Source organism: Bacillus sp. ISL-57, from assembly GCF_018613135.1.
Classification (GTDB): domain Bacteria; phylum Bacillota; class Bacilli; order Bacillales; family DSM-1321; genus Peribacillus; species Peribacillus frigoritolerans.
In genome coordinates this window covers 353521-377773 of sequence record NZ_JAGGQV010000001.1, presented here as the reverse complement: position 1 = coordinate 377773, position 24253 = coordinate 353521, and the positions used below count along the sequence as shown (strand labels likewise).

General features: G+C 41.1%; 27 protein-coding genes. 1 reads left to right on the top strand and 26 read right to left on the bottom strand.

The features are described from left to right. The 10 genes from J7I90_RS01730 to J7I90_RS01685 form a co-directional block, all read right to left on the bottom strand. Positions 1-696: a pre-toxin TG domain-containing protein gene (locus J7I90_RS01730; RefSeq protein WP_214768113.1), complete on the bottom strand. Its 696-nt coding sequence runs from the start codon at positions 694-696 to the stop codon at positions 1-3. A 214-nt stretch (positions 697-910) separates the two neighbouring features. Next, positions 911-1387 (bottom strand): hypothetical protein, encoded by a 477-nt coding sequence (locus J7I90_RS01725; protein WP_214768112.1) that lies wholly within the window; start codon positions 1385-1387, stop codon positions 911-913. Positions 1388-1412: 25 nt separating this feature from the next. Then, positions 1413-1796, bottom strand: coding sequence for a hypothetical protein (locus tag J7I90_RS01720; protein WP_214768111.1), 384 nt, complete (start codon positions 1794-1796; stop codon positions 1413-1415). Between the two features lie 333 nt (positions 1797-2129). Further along, a complete protein-coding gene (locus J7I90_RS01715; RefSeq protein ID WP_214768110.1) occupies positions 2130-2540 on the bottom strand; it encodes an immunity protein YezG family protein in 411 nt (136 codons plus the stop codon). Further along, the gene (locus J7I90_RS01710) at positions 2541-3164 is read right to left on the bottom strand and encodes a DNA/RNA non-specific endonuclease (RefSeq protein ID WP_251025039.1); all 624 of its coding nucleotides are present in this window, start codon (positions 3162-3164) and stop codon (positions 2541-2543) included. A gap of 323 nt (positions 3165-3487) precedes the next feature. After that, positions 3488-3955, bottom strand: a complete 468-nt coding sequence (locus tag J7I90_RS01705; protein WP_054395988.1) for an antitoxin YezG family protein — start codon at positions 3953-3955, stop codon at positions 3488-3490. Positions 3956-3957: 2 nt separating this feature from the next. Next, positions 3958-5931 carry a DNA/RNA non-specific endonuclease gene (locus J7I90_RS01700; protein ID WP_214768109.1) on the bottom strand — a complete coding sequence of 658 codons (1974 nt, stop codon included), beginning with the start codon at positions 5929-5931 and terminating at the stop codon, positions 3958-3960. Further along, a complete protein-coding gene (locus J7I90_RS01695; RefSeq protein ID WP_214768108.1) occupies positions 5928-6218 on the bottom strand; it encodes a YwqI/YxiC family protein in 291 nt (96 codons plus the stop codon). The genes J7I90_RS01700 and J7I90_RS01695 overlap by 4 nt, the downstream gene beginning before the upstream one ends. Continuing rightward, a complete protein-coding gene (locus J7I90_RS01690) occupies positions 6218-6646 on the bottom strand; it encodes a YwqH-like family protein (RefSeq protein WP_214768107.1) in 429 nt (142 codons plus the stop codon). The genes J7I90_RS01695 and J7I90_RS01690 overlap by 1 nt, the downstream gene beginning before the upstream one ends. Before the next feature lie 229 nt (positions 6647-6875). Continuing rightward, positions 6876-7124: a hypothetical protein gene (locus J7I90_RS01685; RefSeq protein ID WP_034312191.1), complete on the bottom strand. Its 249-nt coding sequence runs from the start codon at positions 7122-7124 to the stop codon at positions 6876-6878. Positions 7125-7503: 379 nt separating this feature from the next. On the opposite strand from J7I90_RS01685, the gene J7I90_RS01680 reads away from it, so the two are divergent. After that, entirely contained in the window at positions 7504-7908 is a 405-nt protein-coding gene (locus tag J7I90_RS01680; RefSeq protein WP_214768106.1) for a hypothetical protein, read from the top strand. Between the two features lie 149 nt (positions 7909-8057). On the opposite strand, the gene J7I90_RS01675 is transcribed toward J7I90_RS01680, so the two are convergent. The 16 genes from J7I90_RS01675 to J7I90_RS01600 form a co-directional block, all read right to left on the bottom strand. Continuing rightward, the gene (locus tag J7I90_RS01675; RefSeq protein WP_063593415.1) at positions 8058-8351 is read right to left on the bottom strand and encodes a hypothetical protein; all 294 of its coding nucleotides are present in this window, start codon (positions 8349-8351) and stop codon (positions 8058-8060) included. A gap of 337 nt (positions 8352-8688) precedes the next feature. After that, complete coding sequence (locus J7I90_RS01670) at positions 8689-9714, bottom strand: serine hydrolase domain-containing protein (RefSeq protein ID WP_214768105.1); 1026 nt, start codon at positions 9712-9714, stop codon at positions 8689-8691. A 113-nt stretch (positions 9715-9827) separates the two neighbouring features. Continuing rightward, positions 9828-10658, bottom strand: coding sequence for an ammonia-dependent NAD(+) synthetase (nadE, locus tag J7I90_RS01665; RefSeq protein WP_057277742.1), 831 nt, complete (start codon positions 10656-10658; stop codon positions 9828-9830). Positions 10659-10692: 34 nt separating this feature from the next. Continuing rightward, positions 10693-12162, bottom strand: a complete 1470-nt coding sequence (locus J7I90_RS01660; RefSeq protein WP_034312208.1) for a nicotinate phosphoribosyltransferase — start codon at positions 12160-12162, stop codon at positions 10693-10695. A gap of 62 nt (positions 12163-12224) precedes the next feature. After that, a complete protein-coding gene (locus tag J7I90_RS01655) occupies positions 12225-12776 on the bottom strand; it encodes a cysteine hydrolase family protein (protein WP_034312211.1) in 552 nt (183 codons plus the stop codon). A gap of 15 nt (positions 12777-12791) precedes the next feature. Continuing rightward, positions 12792-13556, bottom strand: a complete 765-nt coding sequence (locus tag J7I90_RS01650) for an NUDIX domain-containing protein (RefSeq protein WP_214768397.1) — start codon at positions 13554-13556, stop codon at positions 12792-12794. A gap of 194 nt (positions 13557-13750) precedes the next feature. Then, positions 13751-15280: an acyl-CoA carboxylase subunit beta gene (locus J7I90_RS01645; RefSeq protein ID WP_096338496.1), complete on the bottom strand. Its 1530-nt coding sequence runs from the start codon at positions 15278-15280 to the stop codon at positions 13751-13753. Between the two features lie 23 nt (positions 15281-15303). Next, positions 15304-16086 carry an enoyl-CoA hydratase gene (locus J7I90_RS01640; protein ID WP_214768104.1) on the bottom strand — a complete coding sequence of 261 codons (783 nt, stop codon included), beginning with the start codon at positions 16084-16086 and terminating at the stop codon, positions 15304-15306. A gap of 19 nt (positions 16087-16105) precedes the next feature. After that, positions 16106-17008 (bottom strand): hydroxymethylglutaryl-CoA lyase, encoded by a 903-nt coding sequence (locus J7I90_RS01635; RefSeq protein WP_285289398.1) that lies wholly within the window; start codon positions 17006-17008, stop codon positions 16106-16108. Positions 17009-17022: 14 nt separating this feature from the next. Further along, the gene (locus J7I90_RS01630; protein WP_034312225.1) at positions 17023-17235 is read right to left on the bottom strand and encodes an acetyl-CoA carboxylase biotin carboxyl carrier protein subunit; all 213 of its coding nucleotides are present in this window, start codon (positions 17233-17235) and stop codon (positions 17023-17025) included. Between the two features lie 31 nt (positions 17236-17266). Next, positions 17267-18616 carry an acetyl-CoA carboxylase biotin carboxylase subunit gene (locus J7I90_RS01625; protein ID WP_214768102.1) on the bottom strand — a complete coding sequence of 450 codons (1350 nt, stop codon included), beginning with the start codon at positions 18614-18616 and terminating at the stop codon, positions 17267-17269. A 12-nt stretch (positions 18617-18628) separates the two neighbouring features. Then, positions 18629-20266: an AMP-binding protein gene (locus J7I90_RS01620; RefSeq protein ID WP_214768396.1), complete on the bottom strand. Its 1638-nt coding sequence runs from the start codon at positions 20264-20266 to the stop codon at positions 18629-18631. 124 nt (positions 20267-20390) lie between these two features. Beyond that, positions 20391-21533 (bottom strand): acyl-CoA dehydrogenase, encoded by a 1143-nt coding sequence (locus J7I90_RS01615; RefSeq protein WP_214768101.1) that lies wholly within the window; start codon positions 21531-21533, stop codon positions 20391-20393. 60 nt (positions 21534-21593) lie between these two features. Then, positions 21594-22259 carry a TetR/AcrR family transcriptional regulator gene (locus J7I90_RS01610; RefSeq protein ID WP_057277749.1) on the bottom strand — a complete coding sequence of 222 codons (666 nt, stop codon included), beginning with the start codon at positions 22257-22259 and terminating at the stop codon, positions 21594-21596. A gap of 152 nt (positions 22260-22411) precedes the next feature. After that, positions 22412-23167: a hypothetical protein gene (locus J7I90_RS01605; protein WP_214768100.1), complete on the bottom strand. Its 756-nt coding sequence runs from the start codon at positions 23165-23167 to the stop codon at positions 22412-22414. 28 nt (positions 23168-23195) lie between these two features. Then, entirely contained in the window at positions 23196-24242 is a 1047-nt protein-coding gene (locus tag J7I90_RS01600; RefSeq protein ID WP_214768099.1) for a cytochrome d ubiquinol oxidase subunit II, read from the bottom strand. Positions 24243-24253 lie beyond the last annotated feature (11 nt).

Here is a 24253-nt window from a genome sequence, read left to right as displayed (position 1 = left end):
TTATTCGTTTAAGTATTTCTTTTCTAGTTCGTCACCTATATTTTTTAACGTGGTTTTTCCAGATCTCGCTATGTCTGTTATTGTAGCTTGAACCTTATGAACCTGCTTTTTCGCAAATTCCTTGCTGTAAGGGATGAACTTTGTACCACTTGCTACTTTATCGGCGACCTTCGCCGCACCTGCCACACCGCCGATTCCGAGTGCCATCAACAGGCCGTTCTGGCGCTGTTCCTCGGTTAGCTGGTTGCTGAACATGTCTTTGTCGGTTGCCGCTTCACCGAGGCCGTTGGCAGCGAGGAGCCCGTATATCCCGTATTCGGTTTTCTGGAGGAGGCTAAAGCCTTTTGTCGTTTTATAGGCATCGAGCGCGTGGTCCGCTGCGTTAAGTCCTTTGGCCGCTTTGTATAGGGCGCTTCCGCCTTTGATGGCCCGGCCGGCCCAGCTGACGACGGGGATGAATCCAGCGGCGGCCATGGCGCCGGCGGCGATTCGTTCGGCGGCGATTCGTTCGGCATCGGACAGCTTGCGGCCCGTTACTGGATCGACTCCGGTTGAGGCCCTGATAGAATCATAATATCCCGTGAATTCCCCTGTAAAGGTTTTTGTCGTATCCCAGGCTTTTTCATACCATGGGCGGTTTTCTAGGCTTAGCTTTATATTTTTTCTATTAATCTTAGGAAAAAAAGTATTAGACATCGACATTCAGAAATTAATTAAGGCAGAGTAGCCTTACGGCATAGTAAAAAAGGTATATTGTACATACGATTTAACTTTAAGTACGGCTTTATATCTTCTTAAAATGCTGTGTAGGTCTAACAATAGGTCAATCTCAATACTATAAAAAAGAATTCGGCTCTCCCTTCAAATAATAAAACCTTAGAGATTTTTGATATCTCTAAGGTTTTATTATTTATTCCTGTGTTAGGGTTGTAATATAACAATTATCTATTAAAACTCTTTTAAAAAAGTCCATAACCTCTTGAGTTACAACTAACTCACCTTTTGGTGATAAACAGAAGTGATGTCCTGACCAATTTTTGAAGTTCTCTCCTTCTACTTCAACTCTACCAAGCGGAATAAATCTGCTGAATTTAGGTAATTCCTTATTTGGATACATTTCTTTAAATTCATCAGATGTAGTAATTAAACACTTTTCTAATTTGTAATCTTTAAATTCACTATTTTTTAATTCTGTTTCAAGTTTACTTGACACAATAAAGGCTGGTGTTGACTCTAACAGGTCATCTCCTAGCCATCCTTCAAACTCATAATGTAAATATTTTACCTTTCCTGAAATACCTTCATTTGCAATATCTTCTTCTGTTCCATAAATGGTATGTTCACCATGACCACCTGATACTTCTGGTTCTAAAAAATATAATTTCATTAGTAACATCCTTCCTATCACATTCTCACCTTTTCACTGGCGGATTAAAATTTTCACCATATTTTTGATCTAACTCAATCATATAGCCTATTACTTCCTCTTTTGTGGGATTAGGGTTATTTCTATAAAATCTATTCCAATCTATTCTTATTTTTGATAAATGTATATCACTGTTTACTTCTTTTGGTATACCTCTCAGGTTTTCTAGAGCATGTATTTCCTCAAGTGAAAATAAATTCGGGTGCCTTTTTAAAATTTGTTGCTCTATAGCATGATGAACTACTACACTACCTTTAAGGTCTGGGTATTCATCAAAGAATGTCTTTTTATAGTCCTTAATATTTTTGCCTTTTTCTATACCCTTAGGAACATTCTCCCTTGAAACACCCTCTACTTTTCTATCCTTCACCGTAAATTTCTGATAGGCTTCCTTAATTGTCTGTTATTGTAGCTTGAACCTTCTGAACCGCTTTTGCGCAAATTCCTTGCTGTAAGGGACGAACTTTGTACCACTTTAGACCTGACGGACTTTTATCTGAGGTACCCATAGGGCTTAAATAGGGTACCTGTTTTTAAAGTTGTTTTTATGTACGATAAATTTTTGTCAAACATTATTTATAACTAATAAGTGTTATCTCTACTCTCTTAGTACCAAACTATTTATTCGGCACTAGGTAGCTCCCAAAAAAAGAAACCTTGAAATGCATTTAGCCAATCAAGGGGTTTCATTCTATATAATGTATTACTTTAGATATTCAGCTTCCCATTTATCTTGTTTTTCTACTGGGCTAAGTTCTGAAATATCCTCATATCCATAATTTATTTTCATTTTTCCTGTGTTATCTAAAATGAAAGTTAGGTTTGTCCATAGTTCCTGTTCTTGCTTCTTAAATTCTTCACGCAATCTTGAAAAATAATTATACAAATCATCATCAAGCCCATCAAACTCTTCCTCATCAACATTAAATAAATCTGTTATATCCAGACTATATACTGGTTCCCCTCCAGTTTCAGGGTAATAATAGAAAAAAACTTTTTTATAACCTTCTCTAAATTCAGCGTATAAAAAGATTTGTTTCCAATCCTCTGGAATTATATTAATTAATGTATTCGCAATTTGTTGATATGTCTGCTCCATTATTTTGGTTTCCATCTACTTACCTCCTAAATAATTAGTTAATCTATCTGAATATTTTTTACCATCTATTACATAGTTGATTTTAAACTCACTTGGTCTAGCTGATTGTGCCTCATATATGGGTTTTACTTTAATGGTTACTTCTTTACCCTCTACTAAAGCCTTCTTCCATGTATTCTCTAGAGTCTTATATTCACTCCTATTTAAAGTAGCATTCATGGGTACTAAGTTATCTATTTCACCAGAACCTTTAAAGATACTTGCAATTAAATGTCCACCATCATCGTTTGATAGTCTATCGTCTCCTCCAACCTTTCTTTGGGCATAAGGATTTCGTTTTGCTTTACCCAATTCTAATTTAGCTTCAGCAATCGCAATACGTCCGTTATCATCAGTGGTATATTTATATCCTTCTTTTGTTGTATACTCTACATTGGGTTTTATGGTCTTCTTACGATTTACTTTCGTGTATTGTTCACCATATCTAACGTTATCTATATCCTTAGGAACACTCTCCCCTGAAACACCCTCTACTTTTTTATCCTTCACCGTGAATTTCTGATAGGCTTCCTTAATTGTCTGCTTTTCCATTACAATTTGGGGAAGGTTTGGTCCTCCTGCGAGGGAAACTTGTTCCAAAATTATTTGTTTAGGAATTTCTTTTTTGCCTAGTTCTTCACCTATATTTTTTAATGTGGTTTTTCCAGATCTCGCTATGTCTGTTATTGTAGCTTGAACCTTCTGAACCTGTTTTTGCGCAAATTCCTTGCTGTAAGGGATGAAATTTGTACCACTCGCTAATTTTTTCCTATGCCACCTTGCCTGAAGTAATTCTATATGATTTTAAGTCCTCACGGCCTATTATCTGAGAACCGATAGATGATACATATTCTATTTCAACAATGAAAAGACCTTAACTTTTGTGTTAAGGCCATAAAAGAACAAGCTTTACTTATCCTCCATTATTCTTTCTTGAGGTATTCTTCTAAAATCCTCTTATCATATTCAGATTCGGGTAAAAGGCCTAAACGAGTATATTCCCAAATAACCCTTCTTTCGTGATCATCTGCATTGGATAAATCCTCATAATCATAGTCAACCTTAAATTTACCGGTACTTTCTAAAGTAAAAGTTAAATTGGTCCATTGTTCTTGATTATTATTTTTAAATTCATCTGATAATAATTTTAATTCATCTAATAATTGATACCATAATTTATCATATTCTTCTTCGTTTAAACTATATATTTCAGGTATATCATGACTATAAATAGGCAATTCACTATTAGGATTATAATAAAAAAAGAAAGCCGTACCGGTACCGTCAGCAATTTCACCGTACATTAATACCTTTGACCATTCCTCTGGTATAGTTTCATTAATAGTTTGAGCTATTTGTTGATAAATACTATTAAGTTTAATTTCATTCATACTTACCTACCTCCTGATCTATTTTCAAAAATCCTTCTCTCCCAACGACTATTATCAATCTTATAATTTATTCTAAAACTAGCGGGCCGCTTCGAGTCTCCTTTATAAACTGGAGTGATTTTCACTTCAACTGTTTTAGGAGGATTACTGTCTAAAGCTTTAGCCCATGATATTTCTAGTTTTTTCCATTCCCCCATGTTCAGGTTTGCATTCATTGGGACAAGGTTATCTAGTTGACCAGACCCTTTAAAAATGCTTGCAATTAAATGACCCCCTTGATCATCTGGCAATCGATCATCTCTTCCAGCAATTCGCTGTGCATAATTGTTTCTTTTTCCATTGCCTAAATCAAGAGAACCTTCGACACTTGTTATCCGACCCTTTTCGTCCGTTTTATATACATGACCACCAGGGGATGTATATTCAATATTCGGTTTTAAAACTTTCTTCATTCGCTCTCTTGTATAGTGCTTTCCATACGCCACTTTTGTAATTTCATTGGATCCTTTTGCTAGCACTACTTTGCCTGTAACCTTCCTACCTTCACTCTTCACTGCAAACTTCTGTACTATATCCTTAATAGTCGTTTTATCAAAAGTGACATGCTTGTAGTTGTTTCCATACGCCGTGGCTAACTCTTCGACCCTGATACGAAGAGGTACTTCCACATTACCGATTTGCCGGCCGAATGCTTTTGCCTTCTGAACCTGATTTTGCGCAAATTCCTTGCTGTAAGGGATGAACTTTGTACCACTCGCTACTTTATCAGCGACCTTCGCCGCACCTGCCATACCGCCGATGCCAACTGCCATCAACAGGCCGTTCTGGCGCTGTTCCTCGGTTAGCTGGTTGCCGAACATGTCTTTGCCAGTGGCCGCTTCACCGAGGCCGTTGACTGCGAGGAGTCCGTATATCCCGTATTCGGTTTTCTGGAGGAGGCTAAAGCCTTTAGTCGTTTTATAGGCATCGAGCGCGTGGTCCGCTGCGTTGAGTCCTTTGGCCGTTTTATATAGGGCGCTGCCGCCTTTGATGGCCCGGCCGGCCCAGCCGACGACGGGGATGAATCCAGCGGCTGCCATGGCGCCGGCGGCGATTCGTTCGGCATCGGACAGCTTGCGCCCCGTTACTGGATCGACTCCGGTTGAGGCCCTGATAGAATCATAATATCCTGTGAATTCCCCTGTAAAGGTTTTTGTCGTATCCCAGGCTTTTTCGTACCATGGACGGTTTTCAAGTTCTTCCATTTCCTGTTCGATTTTCCGGGCTTCGGCTTGCTGCTTTTTGAAGGTTTGATAGTCTTTCATCTGACCGGCGACTTCATCCTTCACTTGATAGACGTCACTATTCTTGAATGCCGATTGATCGAACGTCATCGGCGAAACGTGCCCGTCCTGTTTGGTGGCATCAAGCAAGGCACGGAAAAGGCCAACGGCCACGTTTTCCTGCCCGACGGACAAATCATATTCCTCGACCAATTGCCGGTCGACATTCTCGACCTTTGTCACGGTGTCATCCAGCCTGTGCCCGGCCAGCGTGATTTTTTCATTAAAGTCCTTTTGATCGAACATATCAAGAGGCAGGATATCGTCAATGCTGTTCAGGATTCTTTGGAGATCATTCGCTTGTTCATCGACAAGCGATTTCGCTTGGTTGATGCCGTTCGACACTTCGCCGTCTAAAAAGGGAACCTCGACCACCGTATTTCCCGAGAGGTCCGCCTCTTCCAGACTGGCCGGTATGCCTTCCAAAAAACTGATCTGGGTCGTGAATAGTTCCATCCAGGCGTCCGCCACCTCGATTTGCGCTTCATAGAAGCTTTTGATGGCGGTAGCACCGGCTCCCTGAAACTCGTTATCAAGGCCGACAATGCCCTGAAATTCCTTTTTCAGGGCTGCGACTTCCTTCTTAAGGTCTTCATATTGCTTGGCACGCGACTTAGTTGCGGCCGTCAATGTATCGGCTTCAAATATTTTCATCTCACAGGATACCCAGGTGAAGACGTATGGGCGATGGCTTCATCCTGTTCTTTTAATAAGTTAATGTTGGCACGGGTATCTTCCACATTTTTCTGGACGATTTTGATATATTGCTCGAAGACCTTCTCCAGGTTCGTTTCGCGATCGATCCATTTCGAAGTGAATTCCAATTTATTGTTGCCAAGCTCGCCTGCCGGCAAACTTCCAAGCGTGACTGTACCAAGTGCCGTCTTCACTTGATCGACTTGTTTCGTTACGGCAGGATGATTCAGTTTGATTGTCGTCATTAAAACAACCGCCTTTTTAAATCGGATATTTTACTTTCCAGCTGCTCAAACGCCTCTTCGCCTTTGTTCAAAAGGGAGTCGGCTTCTTGGGCTATATTCCCCGCTATGCTCAGAAGCGTATTCTCTGCATTCAGCTTTGTAATCATCGCTTCGATTTTCCATTGGTAATCATCATAATCGTCATGAATGATACTAAACATCACATTATAAGCATCATGACGTGCATCCTGAAAGTGATCCGAACGGTTCCCTGTCCAGCTGGCACCAAGCTCAGGCTCTTTTATTTTCCTAATCTCGTTAAGACACATGCTCTGTTCTTTTATAATATCGTTTTTTGCATTTTCTAATCGTTCAATTTTCACATTTAAATCAGCTTTTTTACTGGAGATAGCAGAGTGTATATTACTCAAAATATCTGCATATACCATGAAACTCACCTCAGAAACAGTATTATCCTACACTAACTGTCATATTTTTCTTATTTAACATTATAAGGATTAAAGTCCGAGAGTTAAATAGGGAGAAATATGCTATTTTGTCAGTTGAAAGAGAAGTTTGGCATATAAAAGTTCCTACATACCATATTCTTTATACCCGGCATTTTACCAATTTTAAACAAGTAAACCCCTTGAATTCTCTATAAAAATTTTCAACACTTCATTCAAACTGTCCTTGACTATATCTATGCAGCAAGTCATCCCGAACAAATTCCCTGCAAGAGGAAGATAAATGTGACCGCTCGGGATGTATCAAATCGCCAAAAGGCAAATCACCGACAAATTTAACTTCACCTTCAAAATCCTGTCCGGATTCAGCATCAAAACCGATGACCTTCACAAAGCATGTTTTGTGTCCGGTTTTCATAAAATCAATTACCGTTAACACATGATTATGTACATCATTCATTCTTTTTCCTCCAACCATGAAAGCATTAAGTAAAGATAAGATCACACTAATATTTTTTACTAACCTTATAAATAAAGAAACCGATCAAAACAATCATGGCTAAGATCGCTAAAGGCATTATAATATTGGAAATCAGGTACACCTACTTTCAATGAAATCTCTTATTTTTTATTTTTCTATGTATTTTGTTGATCTGCTTCACCATTTATTAACTATAACCTGTTTAACTGACGATGCATGTCTGACTTCTCATTATTTACTTATGCTTTTTATGATTTCCCATTACTTCCACCGAAGGTCAATCTGGCAGCCTCGAGGACCTTCCCTCTTCTATATAGATTTATAACCTGCTATAATCTAAGGATTGGAGGTGTGAGAAATGAAAGAAATCATCCAGATATTAGCTGAGATCGTCAATAATCTTCACGATTTCATCCTATTATTTGTAAGTGACACATTAAATTCAAATGCAACCGACAAAGATTTGCATTTTTGGATAATGGGAATCATCGGTATCATCATATTTTTGTTCGTGTTATTTTTATCTAATTTAATTGCCCGGATGCGTTTTGGTATAACGATACTCTCTTTCCTTTATACCTTTACAGTCATGGTTGTTTTAGTATTTGCCATTGAGATACAGCAAGCCCTTACCAGCAGAGGAAATATGGAGTTTCAAGATGCGGCGATAGGCCTATGGGGGTTCATCGTATTTTTCATGGTTTTTGCTGTACTATCATCCCTATTCCTATTGGTGAAGAATTTTTTCAAGCAAGCAAAATAAAGGTAACGATAGGTCACCTTGCTTAAAACATTCCTAATGCCTTTCAATAACTGAAAATCGGATTTTGTATTGGCGGGAATGATAAATTCTCTGTAGCATCAGCTTAAATCGAAAGCAAGGTTACAGAGAAGCAAATATGATTCGGGGAATTACTTCGATTCATTTTCATTGAATAAATCAATGCTGAACAGATTAAAAGAATCGTCGTCATTAATGCGTTCCTGATCATTTCCTGTTATATCGGGACTATTTTCCCTGCGGCGGCGATTTACTTCCCTTAATTCCGCTTCCAGAAATTCCGCTTGTTCGTGGGAAAGCTTGATCGTGATTTCATTATTTTGATCATCTGCAGCTTTCAAGAGGACATAGCTATCCGCAGCATTACGTAAAGTCACATTGCTTACTGTTAAGTTCATGTTCGCTAGTTCATATCTTGCCTTCATAATGTAAAAAGAACCTCCATCGGAAAATACCGGATAAAATAAAGTATATTAAATATACTCTACTTCAAGATATTTAAATATACAAATTCTTTGTTTGGAAAGGCCTTGAAACCTAAAAAGATTTCCGACAATAAATGAAAAATTGGTGTGCCGCATCATTAAAGCTTCGTTCTTGAATAAGGGTACAGAAGGGGTTCTTCCCTTGAAACTCCAGAAGTTCTGGAACCAATTTAGCAATTGAATGCGAATTCGTCCCTTACTTAAAAAATAACTTGATTGAATTCAGATTGACTATAAACAATGGAACCCTCCATTAGTGGAAAGGTTCCATTTATTTTTATATTTCTTTCTCGATCGCCCTGGTAATATGATATGGACCCATGCCTTTATTTGAAGTAATGACGGTTCTCAATCGCTTTACCGGATATACTGCAGAATTGAAACTTACACCCGGGTCATACCCCATAAGATGGTATTTGAAAATCTCGTCATTTTTTTTACGGATCCATATACCATAGCCATAGTATTCCCCTTCATCTTCTGTAGCAATATGGGTTTCCAATAAGAGATTGGTATATTCTTGATTCAGTAAACGATTGGAAAATAACCCATCCCAAAACCTGAACATATCTGATGTGGTAATATACGCCCCTCCATCCGCACTGCCTTTGATTGGAAGGGAATAAACGTTGGTTCTCCATGCTCCATTTTCTTCGTCTATGTACCCTAATGCAGTATTTTTAGGTAGCTGATCCATGGAAAAATAACCGGAATTTTTCATTTCACAAGGCAGAAAGATGTTCTTGTCGATATATTCGGTAAATTCAAGTCCGGTTAGTTCCTCAACAATCAATCCTAATAAAATATAGCCTGAATTATTGTAATGAAACCTTTCCCCGGGTTGAAACATCATCACCTCATCTTGAAACATTGGCAGGAAATCTTTTAATCCTTTTACATGGTACATCGGGTTATTCTGCCATAGCTCCTCAAAATCATCCATCACTTCTTCATCAAAGTAATCAGGGATGCCCGAAGTGTGTGTTAAGAGGTGATGTATGGTCACATTTTGATTGAAATTAGGAAACACGATCCGAACACAGTCTTTAAGCTTAGAATCGAACCTAAGTTTTCCTTTTAGTATTAACTGGCAAATGGCTATCGCGGTAAACAGTTTACAACCGGAAGCAATACCGAACCTTGTTTCGGTCGTATTCATGATTTCATCCGCTCGATTGGAATAGCCATGTGCTGAACTATGGATCAGATCATCTCCCGCTTTCACACCGATTACACCCGAGAATTCAATTTCCTTGCTCGTTGCTTCAATTTTCCTGGATAAATCCATATGGAGAGTCGACATTTCGTTTTCCCCTTTGCCGGTAAAGTTTTCTTTACTGATGTGTTGGCCAAGGTGCTTGTTAGGTCTTGCAAAAAAACCCGCATCTTATGTGATGCGGGATAACTTATCTTAGATTATTTCCACCAAGTATCATAAACATTAATGGCTTCATTGCGTTTATGTTCGGTTTTAGTGTACCATCCTTCGATGATTTCGGCTGCTTCCGTTCTGATTTCCTTGCCTTCTAGGTAATCATCGATTTCATCATAGCTAACTCCTAAAGCCACTTCATCAGGAAGTAACGGCTTGTCATCTTCTAAATCGGCAGTGGGTATTTTCGTATAAAGGCGCTCAGGAGCACCGACGAATTTCAGGATTTCTTTTCCTTGCCTTTTATTTAAGCGGTATAAAGGAATGATATCCGCTGCACCATCACCATGTTTCGTAAAGAAACCTGTTATGGCTTCAGCTGCATGATCCGTACCAAGCACAACGCCTTTATACAGCCCGGCTAAATCATATTGCACCTTCATTCGCTCTCGTGCTTTGACATTTCCCCTTAAGAAATTCGATAGCTTTTCAGAAACTGCTTCTTCCACAGCTTTGATAGATGCATCCACCGCTTCCTTGATGTTGACTGTAACCGTTTGGCTTGGCTTAATGAATTTTAAAGCCAGCTGCCTGTCTTCTTCATCTGCCTGTACTCCATATGGCAAGCTTACAGCAACAAACTTATAGTCGCTGCCATTCGTTTCTTCATTTAATTCATTGACGGCGGTTTGGGCAATATAGCCAGCCAGTGTTGAATCTTGACCTCCGGAAATTCCAAGTACGAAGCTTTTCAGAAACGTATTTTTCTTCATATACCCTTTTAATAGATCAACACTTTTCCTGAATTCGGCTTCGGGATCGATCGTTGGTTGGACAAGTAATTTTTTTACGATTTCTTTTTGTAATGGACGCATTGGCATTTCCCCGCTTTCTAATAAAATAGATAGGTCATTTCGTTAGCATTCTTTCTACTTTGGCTTTAACTTCATCTATATTCCTCATTTTATTATCCCAACAATCCTGGCTTAGATCTACCGGATATTCTTCAGGATTAAGGGCACGAAGGTACTCCGGCCATAATACTTGGAGATTTTTTTGCGTGAAGGCCTTGATTTCATCTATGGTCGGCAATTCATAAATCAAACTTCCATCCTTGAAAATATCCACATGCAGATCAACCGCATCGAAATCCGTGACGAATTTACTTAGGAATGTATGGACAGGATGAAACATTTTTAATTTTTCCTGTTCCTGCGGCTTCTCATATTCCATCGCCAAATAATCACCTTCAGCATGATGGTTCACTTTATTGATGATTCGATATACTCGTTTTAAGCCAGGTGTCGTAACCTTTTCAGGGTTAGAAGAAATTTTGATGGTATCTCTCATATTCCCATCTTCGCCCTCTATTGAAACCATTTTATAAACAGCACCTAGCGCTGGCTGGTCATAAGCCGTAATCAATTTGGTTCCGATGCCCCAAATGTCAATTCTTGCTCCTTGTTGTTTCAGATTGATGATTGTATATTCATCCAGGTCATTGGAAGCGACAATCTTCGCATCATGGAATCCTGCAGCATCTAGCATACGTCTTGCCTCTTTCGATAAGTAAGCTAAATCACCACTGTCAAGACGGACGCCAATGAAATTGATTTTATCACCCAATTCCTTGGCAACACGGATTGCATTTGGGATGCCGGAACGCAATGTATCATACGTATCAACCAAGAATACACAGTCTTTATGGGAAACAGCATATTTATGAAAAGCCGTATATTCATCTTTATAAGCTTGGATCATGGAATGTGCATGCGTCCCTGAAACCGGAATGCCGAATAGCTTTCCAGCACGTACATTACTAGTGGAATCAAAGCCAGCAATATAGGCCGCTCTCGCTCCCCAAATTGCGGCATCCATTTCTTGCGCCCGCCTTGAACCGAATTCTAGGGCAGATTCTTCACCGATGACCTGCTTGATGCGTGATGCCTTTGTTGCCACGAGTGTGTGATAGTTCACAATGTTAAGCAACGCAGTTTCAATGAGTTGAGCCTCACCAAGCGGTGCTTCCACCCGTAATATCGGTTCATTGCCGAAGACGAGCTCTCCCTCTTTCATACAGCGGATTTCTCCCGTGAAACGAATGTTCTTCAAATATTTCAAAAATTCTTCATCATAGTGGAGATCATTTTTTAAATAGTCGATATCACTTTCCGAGAAGGAAAAGTTTTGAAGGTAATGGACAATTTTTTCAAGTCCCGCAAAGATTGCATATCCGCTATTAAATGGAAGCTTTCTGAAAAATATCTCAAAAACTGCTTTGCGGTTATGTGTTTTGTCCTGCCAATAAGTTTGGGCCATATTAATTTGGTATAGGTCAGTGTGTAATGCGTAACTGTCATCGTTGTATTTTTTTTCCATGGATAGTTCCTCCCAAAAAGAGAAGCATTCGCTTCCCTTCTATTCTGTTGCTTGAATCGATATTATAGAATGGTTGCTCCTAGAGATCCTTTAAAATGTCCAAGCGCCCAATGGTGACCGGCATCATTGAACGAGGCCACTGCATGTTCATATACAAAAATTTTATAGCCTAAATTATAAGCGTCGATTGCCGTATGCAAAATGCAAATATCTGTACAAACTCCGACTAAATATACATCGGTAATGTGACGTTCCCGCAGGCGGATATCAAGGTCCGTTCCTGCAAAGGCCGAATAACGCGTTTTATCTATATAATGAACATTCTTTTGATTTTTATTTGTTTCATATTCCTCTTTTAACGCCCCGTATAGATCTCTACCCATTGTACCGCTAATATTATGCGGTGGAAACAAATTCGATTCGGGATGTAAGCGGTCTCCTTCTTCATGTAAATCAATCGCGAATACCGTATATTCGCCTTGTTTGATAAATTCCTTGGTTATACTGACAAGTTCCTTCTCGATATCCTGACCTGGCTTCCCGCAGGTCAATGAACCCCCGTCTGCCACGAAGTCATACGTATAATCTATATTGATCAATGCCTTTTTTCCCATTTCACCAATTCCCCCTTAATAGTAAATAGAGTCCATGACAACCTCTGCATTAAACCGGTAAAGCTGTGAAGGCCGATAAGAATTACGTTTCGTTTTCTTTTGCATTCCCTTTTCATCCAATACTTTCTCCAAAAACGGAAGTTTCGGGGCTTTTGCATAGAAAAGTGAGTCTGCACTGATTTTTGCATCATCTCTGGCTGTCAGCAAAACCCGTTGCAGTTCAGAAAGTGTAAATTCATCCGGCAGGAATTTTTGGGCTATCGTCGTTTGCACCATTTCTTTTTTCAATACATTCATCGCATCGTTAATAATTGTATAATGATCAAAGGCAAGATCTAATTGTAAGGCTTCCTGAATCGTGAACAATTCAACCTCAGCTGCGTCATCATTCGCTTTTCTTTGATGAAGAAACTCTTCCTGGACAATTGCATAAAAAGCATTGGATATGATCCATCCCCTGGGATCGCGCCCTGGGCGGTCATAAACCCCGAAATGCTTGACATGGAATCCTGCTACGCCCGTTTCTTCTTTCAATTCTCGTTTGGCTGCTTCATAGGCAGTCTCGGAGGCATTGACAAAGCCTCCGGGTAAAGCCCATTTATCTCCTTCAACATTGGGGCTTCCTTCCTTATCTTTTGAGGCACGTTTGATCAATAATAGCTTCAAAAACATTTCAGGAGGTGCTTTGTCTGCCGTTTTCTTTGTAGTAATAGTAAAAATTGCAATATCTGCTGTGTATCCATCTGGAGTAATATATTTCTTTATTTCCTGCTGACCCATGGCAACTCTCACTTTCTTTCACTAAGTATGGAATTAAGTAATTAGTAAATCTTTAATTACTAATTATAGTACTCTTCCTTGTGTGATTTAGCAACTCTAAAACAGAAAAATTTTCTAATTATTTAAATTATCATTCATTTTATTCCATGGAAAAAGCCCGGTCATGATGAACCGGGCTTTTTCCATGGAATACTTTATACGGGATAGACCCCATGCTTACGATCGGTAAATGTCAATTGCTTACTGCTATACGCTTCAAACCGCGCGCTCAATTCATCACGCAGGTCATTCGGCTGGATGATGCCATCGACGATCATTTCAGAGGCTAAGCGGTAAATATCGATATCTTCATTATACTCATTGCGCTTCTGTTCAATGAATTCAGGGCGCTCTTCTGGTTCCATCGCATTGATTTTATTGGCATAGACTGCATTGACCGCAGCTTCAGCTCCCATGACCGCTATCAATGCCGTCGGTAAGGCAAGAACGCAGTCCGGTTCAAAGGCGGGACCGGCCATCGCATATAGTCCGGCACCATAAGCTTTACGGACGATGACGGAAATCTTGGGAACAGTGGCTTCACTCATGGCCGAGATCATTTTCGCACCATGGCGAATGATTCCTGCCCGTTCGACCTTCGTCCCAATCATGAATCCTGGAATATCCACCAGGAATAACAGCGGTATATGGAAAGCATCACATAAGTTGATGAACTTCGCAGCCTTATCAGCTGAATCATGGAACAGGACGCCGCCCTTGACTCGCGGCTGATTGGCTATGATCCCTATCGTTTGTCCATTTAGCCTTGCAAGCCCAGTGATTAATTCAGGAGCAAATAGCTTCTTGATTTCACAAAATGATTGCCTGTCTATAACCCTATCGATCAGGTCGTACATATTGAAGGCTGCATTCTGATTTTTAGGAATCAGTTCTTCCAAAGTTTTTTCGAAATCCGCAGGCAGCTCAGGTTTTACGCTTTTAGGTCTTTCTTGATAATTTCCTGGAAAATAGCTTAAGTACCTGCGCGCAAACGCGATCGATTCTTCTTCTGACTTGACAAGCACATCGCCGCATCCTGAAACGGAACAATGCATTTTCGCCCCGCCCATTTCCTCCTCGCTCACCTTTTCGCCAATGACCATTTCTGCCATTCTCGGTGAACCTAAATACATGGATGCATTGCCATCAACCATTACGACAATATCACAAAAAGCTGGAATATATGCCCCGCCGGCGGCAGACGGACCGAACAATAGACAAATTTGCGGGACTTTTCCTGATAGCTTCACTTGGTTGTAAAAGATGCGGCCCGCTCCGCGGCGGCCCGGAAACATTTCTACTTGATCCGTAATTCGCGCCCCGGCAGAATCGACTAAATAAAGAAGTGGCAGCTGTAACTTTTCGGCTGTTTCCTGAATGCGAATGATTTTCTCGACGGTCCTAGCTCCCCAGGATCCAGCTTTTACAGTCGAATCATTGGCCATGACACAGACCCTTTGACCATTGATTTTTCCGATGCCCGTAACCACACCATCAGCAGGCAGACCAACACTTGCACAATTGGCAAAGAAAGCGTCCTCTATTTCTACCCCTTCATCGAAAAGCAGCTCTAGACGTTCACGTACGAAAAGCTTTCCTTTTTCAGCGTTTTTTTGATGATACTTTTCTAAACCGCCTTTTTTAATCGTTTCAACCGTTTCGGTTAGTTTATCCGTCGTCACCATCCCTGTTCCTCCTTCAATAGAAATCATTGGCCTTTATATACCGGTTTGCGTTTTTCCTTGAATGCTGACAGACCCTCCAGTCGGTCAAGGGTTTTTAAAGTTGTCTGATAGCAGTCATTTTCAATTTGCAATCCTGTTTTCAAGTCGGTCTCAGCCCCTTGATTGATCGCCGCTTTTGCAGCCCTGAGTGCTAATGGGGCATTGACCGCAATCTCCTTAGCCAATTTTTTCGCTTCCTCAATTAAATGTTGTGGTGAATATACATGACTGATGATTTTCAAGACATGTGCCGTTTTTGCATCCAATCTCCTTGCCGTATAAATCAGTTCTTTCGCTGTCGGCATTCCGACTATCCGGGGCAGTCGCTGTGTACCGCCTGCACCAGGGATGATGCCTAATGACGTTTCAGTCAGCCCCACCTTTGCCGTTTCCGATGCGATGCGTATGTCACAAGCGAGTGCCAATTCCAGCCCACCGCCAAAAGCAGAACCGTTGATCGCAGCGATGACCGGTACTGGGAGGTTTTCTACAGCCGTAATCGTGTCTCCGATCAACTTGACTGTCTCCTTGACTTTATCATCATTCATACCCGCTCTTTCCTTAAGATCCGCACCTGCACAAAACGCCTTTTCACCTGCTCCCGTTATAATGACTGTTCGTAGATTGGAATCTCTCTTCAATTCATCCAGCCCTTCGATTAAGCAATGAAGCAATTCTGTGGATAAAGCATTAGCAGCATCCGGCCGATTCAATGTCACGAAGGCAATTCCCTTTTCTTCATACTTTATATCAACTAATGAAGTCATACATTCACCTCGATTTCGCTTATTGTGCGTTATTTACAGCCATCTGATGGCTAGGCAATGGTTTTTCCAAAAAGCTTTGCACCATGGCCGCTGCCTTCAATAGCTTTTCGGGATTGATTCCTGTGTGAATCCCCATTTTATGTAGCATATGAACCAGGTCATCCGTAGCCACATTTCCGCTCGCGCCTGGTGCATACGGGCATCCCCCTAAACCTCCGAGCGAAGAGTCGAAAGTGTCAATACCATAATTCAGTGATTCAAGTATATTTGCGAGTGCCATTCCCCTTGTATCATGAAAATGGAGGGCAATTTGGCTTGTATCATATCTTTTTACAGCCTGTTCAAGGAACAGTGCAACCTGTCTTGGAGACGCGACCCCAATGGTATCACCCAACGAGACTTCATCGATGCCATATTCAAAAAGTTGATCACAAACACGGAAAACCTGATCAGTCGAAACCTCCCCTTCATACGGACAGCCGAAAACGGTTGAAACATAGCCCCTGACCGTTTTACCGCTATTTGCTGCTGTCCTGATGACATCCTTCAATATTGGAAAGGTATCGGAAATCGACTTATTGATATTTTTTAGATTATGCGTTTCACTGGATGACATGAACACGGAAATATCATCGATATTGGCTTCAAGGGCAGACTCCAGTCCCCTTTGATTCGGTACAAGGGCCGCATAAGTGATACCAGGCTTGCGCTTTATTCCCTTAGCCACCAGGACGGCATCACTCAATTGGGGAATCCACTTTGGGTGTACGAAAGAAGTCACTTCTATATAAGATAATCCTGTATCTGAGAGCTGATCGATCCACTCCATTTTGCTTTGTGCAGGTATTATGACCTTTTCATTTTGCAGCCCGTCACGGGGTCCAACTTCCTTAATTGTCACTTTTTCAGGCCAATTCATCATACCCCTCCGTCCCTTTATTCAATGACGGCCAAAACGTCGCCTTCATTTACGAAATCCCCTTCATTCACTTTTAGTTCTTTAATGGTGCCAGCTTCCTCGGCTGCAATGGGGATTTCCATTTTCATCGATTCCAAGATAATGATATCCTGTCCATCGGTTACACTTTGCCCCTCATTTGCTACGATTTTCCAAACACTTCCTGCCATGCTTGCCTTTAATTCTGCCATTTTATTTTCCTCCCGAACATTATGTTTTAAGTTATACTGTCAATTTTTGAATATATTTCGCAATGAAATCCGTAGTCGTATCTCCTTTGGAAAAAGCTTCATGAGAAATTATTTCCATCAGCAGAGGAAGGTTTGTTTTAATTCCTTCTATTTTATAGCTTGCCAGCGCTTCGCTTAATCTTTCAATCGCATTATCCCTCGAGTCGCCGCTCACCACCAATTTGGCGATCATCGGATCATAAAAGTGGGATACGACCGAAGTTCCATGAACCGCCAATTCATGACGGATCCCTTCACCTTCCGGAAGTTCCATGGTGGTGATTCTCCCCGGTGCTGGATAAAAGGTTTTCGGATCTTCAGCATAAATTCGCACTTCAATGGAATGTCCGTCCTGTTTAATCTCACTTTGGGTGAAATCCAATTTGTTGCCCGATGCAATTTTAATTTGCTGTTCGACTAAGTCCAGTCCCGTAATTTCTTCAGTGACAGGATGCTCTACCTGAAGGCGTGTATTCATTTCCAGGAAATAAAAGTTTTTATCTGCATCTACTAAAAATTCGAGTGTGCCCGCATTGCTATAACCGATGGATTTTACCGCTTTCACTGCAGCCATTCCCATCCTGTTTCTTGTTTCTTCGTCAAGGAAAGAAGATGGAGCCTCTTCCACGACCTTCTGGTGGCGCCTTTGAACGGAGCATTCCCTTTCCCATAAGTAAACAGCATTCCCAAAGGAATCCGCCAATACCTGAATTTCGATATGACGAGGCTTCTCAATCAATTTTTCTATGAACATATCTCCATTGCCAAAAAATAATTGGGCACGTTTTTGATTCCCTTCGAAGGCTTTGGTTAGTTCATCTTCATTAGCAACGGCCTGCATGCCGATTCCCCCGCCGCCTGCTGCTGCTTTTAACATGACTGGATAGCCAATCTTTTCGGCAACGGCTGCCGCTTCTGCACTATCAATTAACGGACGTGAAAATCCAGGCACCAATGGAAGTCCTGCTTGCTCCATCTTTTTCCTCGCCTCGACTTTATTGCCCATTTGCTGGATGATCTCTGGTTTGGGACCAATGAATATCAAGCCGGCTTCTTCGCATGAACGTGCGAAGTCTGCATTTTCACTAAGAAAACCATATCCAGGATGAATGGCCTCCACTCCGGTTTCCTTTGCTATTTCCAAAATCTTATTGACGTTTAAATAGCTTTCCTGTACTCTCGGACCACCCAATAAATATGCCTCATCCGCCAATCCCACAAAAGGCGAATCAGAATCTGCTTCAGAATGGACAGCGACAGTAAGTATTCCCAGCTTCTTGCATGTACGAATAATGCGTGATGCTATTTCTCCCCTGTTTGCGATAAGAATTTTTCGAATCATTCGATATCCTCCTTAATTAGTGCGTTCCGTTAGTAGGTCAAGAGTTTGTTGCCGAAGCTTATACTTTTGGATTTTTCCTGATGCAGTCATTGGATAAGCATCGGTAAATTGAATGTAACGCGGAATTTTATGAAAAGATATTTTCCCTTTGCAATACTCTATCAATTCTTTCTCCGTAAGGGTTTCTCCTGCTTTCAAAATGATCCATGCGGCTACCTCTTCCCCATACTTCTGATCTGGAACGCCGAGTATCTGAACATCGACAATTGCAGGATGTTGATAGATGAATTCTTCAATCTCACGGGGATAAATATTTTCCCCTCCACGAATGATCATATCTTTCAGCCGGCCAGTGATCTTGCAATAACCTCTCTCATCCATCACCGCCAAATCCCCCGTATGAAGCCAGCCTTCCGTGTCAATCGCCTGCTCAGTGGCTTCCGGGTTATTATAATAACCCTTCATTACATGGTACCCCCTCGAACAGAGTTCGCCCTGCATGCCCCGCGGGACTTCCTCCCCTGTAGCCGGATCGACAATTTTCACTTCCACTTTCGGCAAAGCCCTTCCCACTGAAGAAACACGAAGTTCGATCGGATCGTCCGTTCTTGTCATCGTAATTCCAGGAGAAGATTCCGTTTGTCCATAAGTAATCGTGATTTCCGTGATGCCCATTTTATTCACCACGCTTTTCATGACTTCAATCGGACATGTCGAACCTGCCATGATACCAGTCCGTAACGAGCTTAAATCATACTGGTCAAAGTCATCGAGATTAAGTTCAGCAATGAACATCGTCGGTACACCATGAAGCCCCGTACATTTTTCGGCTTCAACTGTCTGAAGGACAACGCGTGGATTAAATTCCACGACCGGCACCATTGTTGCCCCAACTGAAACAGATGCCATCGTACCAAGGGAACAGCCGAAACAATGAAAAAACGGAACCGGGATGCATAGCCTGTCAGCTTCGGTCAGCTTCATGCATTCCGCGACATTCAATCCATTATTGACTAAGTTGGAATGCGTCAGCATCACTCCTTTTGGAAATCCTGTCGTCCCTGATGTATATTGCATATTGATCACATCACTTGGAGTTAATTCCTCCATCCTCATGTCGAGTGATTCCTCCGAAACGGATTCGCTCCCGCTAATGACTTCATCCCACGAAAAAGTTCCGGGATAACGTTTTTCACCTAAAACGATGATATTTTTTAATTTTGGCAGTTTCTCAGATTGTAATTTTCCTGGTTCTGCATTTTTCAGTTCAGGTACGATTTCATACAGCGTATCTATATAAGAATGATCCTTATATTGTTCCATCAGGATGATCGTCGTCGAATCTGATTGCTTTAGCAGGTATTCCAGTTCACTTGTGCGGTAATTTGTATTGACCGTCACCAGCACCCCGCCCATTTTTGCGGTGGAAAATTGGGATATAAGCCATTCCGGTTTATTGGATGCCCATATGGCGATATGTTCCCCTTTTTTAATCCCCAGTGACATGAACCCCCTGGCAGCCCTTCGGCAAATCTTTTCAAATTCGCGATAAGAATGACGCAGGCCTAGTTCATGGTACACAACCGCTTCATTATCACCATATTGTCCAGCTGTCCTTTCAAGCAGTTTCCCGATAGTAATATCTAGCAAATCAGACATCAAACTCCTCCTAATCTAAAAAAAGTAAGAATGAACGCTTTTTGCTGTATAGATAACATCTGCTTTTCACCCAAATGAACCCCAAGCATCAAGTTCATTTTACGTTCCGTAAAGATTAACAGCCTAATTGCCTGGCGATAACGAGTCTTTGAATTTCGGATGTGCCTTCACCAATTTCCAATAACTTAGCATCTCTTAAATAGCGTTCCACTTCATATTCACGCATGTAACCAGAGCCGCCGTGTATTTGAATCGCTTGATTGCTGGCGCGGAACGAGGTCTCACTAGCAAAGAGCTTGGCGTATGCCGCTTCCTTTGCAAAAGGTTTTTTATTGTCTTTTAACCATGCAGCCTTATATACCATATTCCTCGCCAATTCGATCTCCATCGCCATGTCTGCAAGCTTGAATTGAATGGCCTGGAAATTTGATATGGTTTTACCGAATTGGATGCGCTCTTTTGAAAAAGCTAAAGCCCTGTCAAAGGCAGCCTGAGCGATTCCGACGGCCAAAGCTGCAATGGAAATCCGTCCTCCATCAAGCGTGAATAGGAATTGTTTGAACCCTTTGTCCGGATCTCCCAATAAATTTTCCTTTGGCACCCGAACATTATCCAGAATGATTTCACAAGTATTGGAGGCCCTGACTCCCATTTTTTCATAATTGCTATTGATCGTCAGCCCTTGGGTATCGGTTGGCACGATGAATGCCGAGATGATGTTTTTGCCCTTTGAATCTTTTCCCGATACAGCAGTGACGGTAACCGTTCTTGAATAGCTGGCATTTGTTATCCATGTTTTTTCCCCATTAATCACATATTCATCACCATCCAACACGGCAGTCGTTCTCGTACCGCCAGCATCGGAACCCGCATTAGGCTCTGTCAACCCGAAAGCTGCCAGGGTTTCACCGGTCGTGATTGGAACTAGATATTTTTGCTTCTGTTCTTCGGTTCCAAAATAGTAAATCGGACTTGCCCCGAGCGAAACGGCTGCGGCATAACTTAAGCCGGTTCCCCCGCACGCCTTGCCAATCTCTTCAACGGCAATGGCATACGAAATCGTATCCCCGCCCGAACCGCCATATTCTTCAGGAAACGGAATTCCAAGCAACCCGAGTTTTCCCATTTTTTTGAATACATCCTCCGCGAACATGGACTTAGCGTCCAACTCTATCGCAATCGGTTTAATTTCCTTTTCAGAAAATTCCCTTACCATTTCCTTAATCATCTGCTGTTCTTTTGTAAGTGAAAAATCCATATGTTCATTCCCCTTTCTATTGAGACCGACTAGTTGGTCTGTACAAATCAAGTTGATTGTTCAATCCACAACAACTTGGTTCTTCAGTAAAAATGGCTGGGTGATTTCCGCTTCTTTTTGTTTATCTATCAATAGGGCATTCAGAATTAAATCCACGTAAATATCACCGATTTCATCGATCGTTTTTCCGCCGTCCCTTTTGTACCATTTATAGGACCAGTTCACCATGCCTAGAATTGACATTCCGGTAATTTCCACTGGCAATTCGCTTCGGAACACTCCCTTGTCAATACCTTCTTTGATAACGGAAAAAATGATTTCTTTATACGTTTGACGCTTTTTTTTGATTGCTTCAACATAAGGTGGTTTTAAGTAAATGCTTTCTTGATAGAAAACTGAGATGTGTGGTTTATAGAGGTCAAAAACTTTAACAAATGATTGAATGATCTTTTGCATTTTTTCTGTTGGATGGGTACTTTCTGAAATGGCTTCCTGTGCTTTTATTAAAACATATGAAATAAAGTAATCATGGATGACAAATAAGAGTTCATCTTTGGAAGAGAAATGGTGATAAAAACCACCTTTGCTAGTTCCGCATGCCTTAACGATTTCGTTGACGGAGACACCATGAAAACCATGCTGATCGAAGAGCGTCAACGATGTTTCAATTATTTTTTCTTTTAACTCCGTAAGACTGCACCCCCTTTGTATCCGCTTACATTCCATCCAGAATAAAAAGCTTGATTATGTATAAACTGGATTTATTTAGATTTTACCAAATAATTAAAAATTGTCAATTTTTAATTATCAACAAAAAAAACAGCCCTCAAAACCAAGAGCTGTCAATCCAGTTTATTTAAGAAGCAGTCGATACCATGTCATTTACTAGCCTTGACCGGTTTAACTTGGGCTTTTACAAGCTGCCATCCATTATTATATTTCCATACTGATTTGATTTCCATTATCGGATCACGCTCATCGGACCCTTTTACATTTTGTATTCCGATAAGCGCTTTTCCTTTTCCAAAAACGGTCTTGAAATCCAGTGAAGAGTAAGGATCAACCAAAAGCTCTGTCGGTTCATTTAGTTTTCCATTTTGATAAATGCCCAATTTATCATAAGCTTGTTTTCTGGAACTGACATCCATAACCACAGGTTTTTGACCTTCTATAATGATTTCCGCTTTGTATCCGTCAAGAAATTGTGCCATTACAGGAACGGATGGCGGTACTTCCAGCTCCTTCACTTTTCCATCCTTGAATGTATAGGCGTAACTGGATATCAACCGCTCTCTACCTTCCATCAAAACCGTAACCAATACATCCTGGACCCCATCATCATTCAAGTCGGCCACCTTTAGATCTGGATTATACCCAGCATTAAGCGCGACGTCGATTGTACGGCGATTGCTTTCCACACTTAACTCAATTTTCTTCAGAAACTTGCTGCCTTCCTCATAAGGCAGTCCCTGAACCTGGATAATGTCTATTTTCTGGTCACCTGTTACATCTCTTTTTGTTGATATATATGTGCCATCCACCTGAAAATTTTTATCATGCGCTTCAACCGCTTGATAGCTCAAAAATAGTGAGATGACTAAAACCGCATATTTTAGCAGATCTAACTTTTTCATAGTGATAACCTCTCTTTTCAAAGATGAACTAATTTGACATTTGTCGCCGTTTGAACTTTCGACGCTGATCTTTCATGAAAATGGACCAGAAATAATAGAACCCTGGGACTAATATCGCAAAGCCCACGATATACGTGGCAAAGACGGCCCGGAATGAGGTTGGATCGGTAAATCCTGAAATAATCGTGACATTTGGATAGATGATATAAGGTAAATGGGCGATACCATAAACATAACTGCCGATTAAATACTGTATAATAATCGCAATGACAGCGAGGCGTGGCATCCCTTTAACCTCCTGCTTAGAAAAATAGGGTAGGTACAATGCTATCCCGCTAATGATGAAAAAAATGAGCGAGACGAATAACAATGCAGAGTTTTTCATCATTCCTTGGTAAATCCAATTCGCTTCGTTTCTTAACGTGAGCATGACCAACAGAGCCATGACCAACATAAGCGGTCCCGTTATCATCGCATCCCTGCGATATATTTTATATGCTTTCATTTCGTCGGCCTGTTTTGAGTAATCGGACAGGAGCAAAGATGATAAAAAAAGCGTGCTCATTATTCCGAACCCGACAAATGCATACTCATTCGGACTCGTGAAAAGTTTAGATAAATTCAATTCTTCATTTCCTCTCACGCCCTCGACAAACCCAAGATGAGTGATTGGCAATACGCTGATTAATAGCCCCGGTATGATCAATCCTGTCAATCCTGATATATACGTTAACGCTTTTTCATATTTGTCAACGCTATGCGAGAAAACCAAGAAAGCACTCCTAATACATAGAAGAACCAATATCAGGCTCGCGGGAACGATCAATGCTACCCCAATCGGGAATACCGCACCTGGAAATAAACTGTAAATCGCAATGACAAGACCAACCACAAATGTATTCGTCACTTCCCAAGTTGGTGATAAATAGCTATTCGCTATCTTGGTAGCATTCGTCTCTTCCTTTTTAATGTAAGTCATTGCCCAAAAGCCCGCCCCGAAATCCATAGAGGCCATGATGGCATAAAGAAAAATAAAGCCCCAGACCAGTGTTATTGCAAGAAGAGCATCACTCATGCGCCTTCCCC